Here is a 747-nt window from a genome sequence, read left to right as displayed (position 1 = left end):
GTCTGACTCAGAAAGTGCATCAACATCATTAAGTACTTCAGTATCAGATTCAGAGTCAGCAAGCACATCATTGAGTACATCAGTGTCTGATTCAGAAAGTGCATCAACATCATTGAGCACATCAGTGAGTGATTCAGAATCAGCAAGTACATCATTAAGTACTTCAGTAGCAGATTCAGAAAGTGCGTCAACATCATTAAGCACGTCAGTAAGTGACTCAGAAAGTGCATCAACGTCGTTGAGCACATCAGTGTCTGACTCAGAGAGTGCAAGCACATCATTAAGTACATCAGTAAGTGATTCAGAAAGTGCAAGTACGTCACTAAGTACTTCAGTATCTGAATCAGAAAGTGCGTCAACATCATTGAGCACATCAGTGAGTGATTCAGAATCAGCAAGTACATCATTGAGCACATCAGTATCAGATTCAGAGTCAGCAAGCACATCATTAAGTACATCAGTATCTGACTCAGAAAGTGCATCAACATCATTGAGTACTTCAGTAAGTGACTCAGAAAGTGCAAGCACATCATTGAGTACATCAGTGTCTGATTCAGAAAGTGCATCAACATCATTGAGCACGTCAGTAAGTGACTCAGAAAGTGCAAGCACATCATTAAGCACATCAGTGAGCGATTCAGAATCAGCAAGTACATCATTAAGCACTTCAGTATCTGATTCAGAAAGTGCATCAACGTCGTTGAGCACATCAGTGTCTGACTCAGAAAGTGCAAGCACATCATTGAG

The 747-nt window shown here is 40.7% G+C and carries 1 pseudogene; it reads right to left on the bottom strand.

Features of this window, described 5'->3' with window-relative positions:
- Positions 1-747 (bottom strand): annotated as a pseudogene (locus SH09_RS17290) (hypothetical protein); the annotation flags it as partial.

This window comes from Staphylococcus gallinarum (assembly GCF_000875895.1).
Taxonomy (GTDB): domain Bacteria; phylum Bacillota; class Bacilli; order Staphylococcales; family Staphylococcaceae; genus Staphylococcus; species Staphylococcus gallinarum.
The sequence above is the reverse complement of the archived record's forward strand: the minus strand, read 5'-3'. Positions and strand labels throughout refer to the sequence as shown.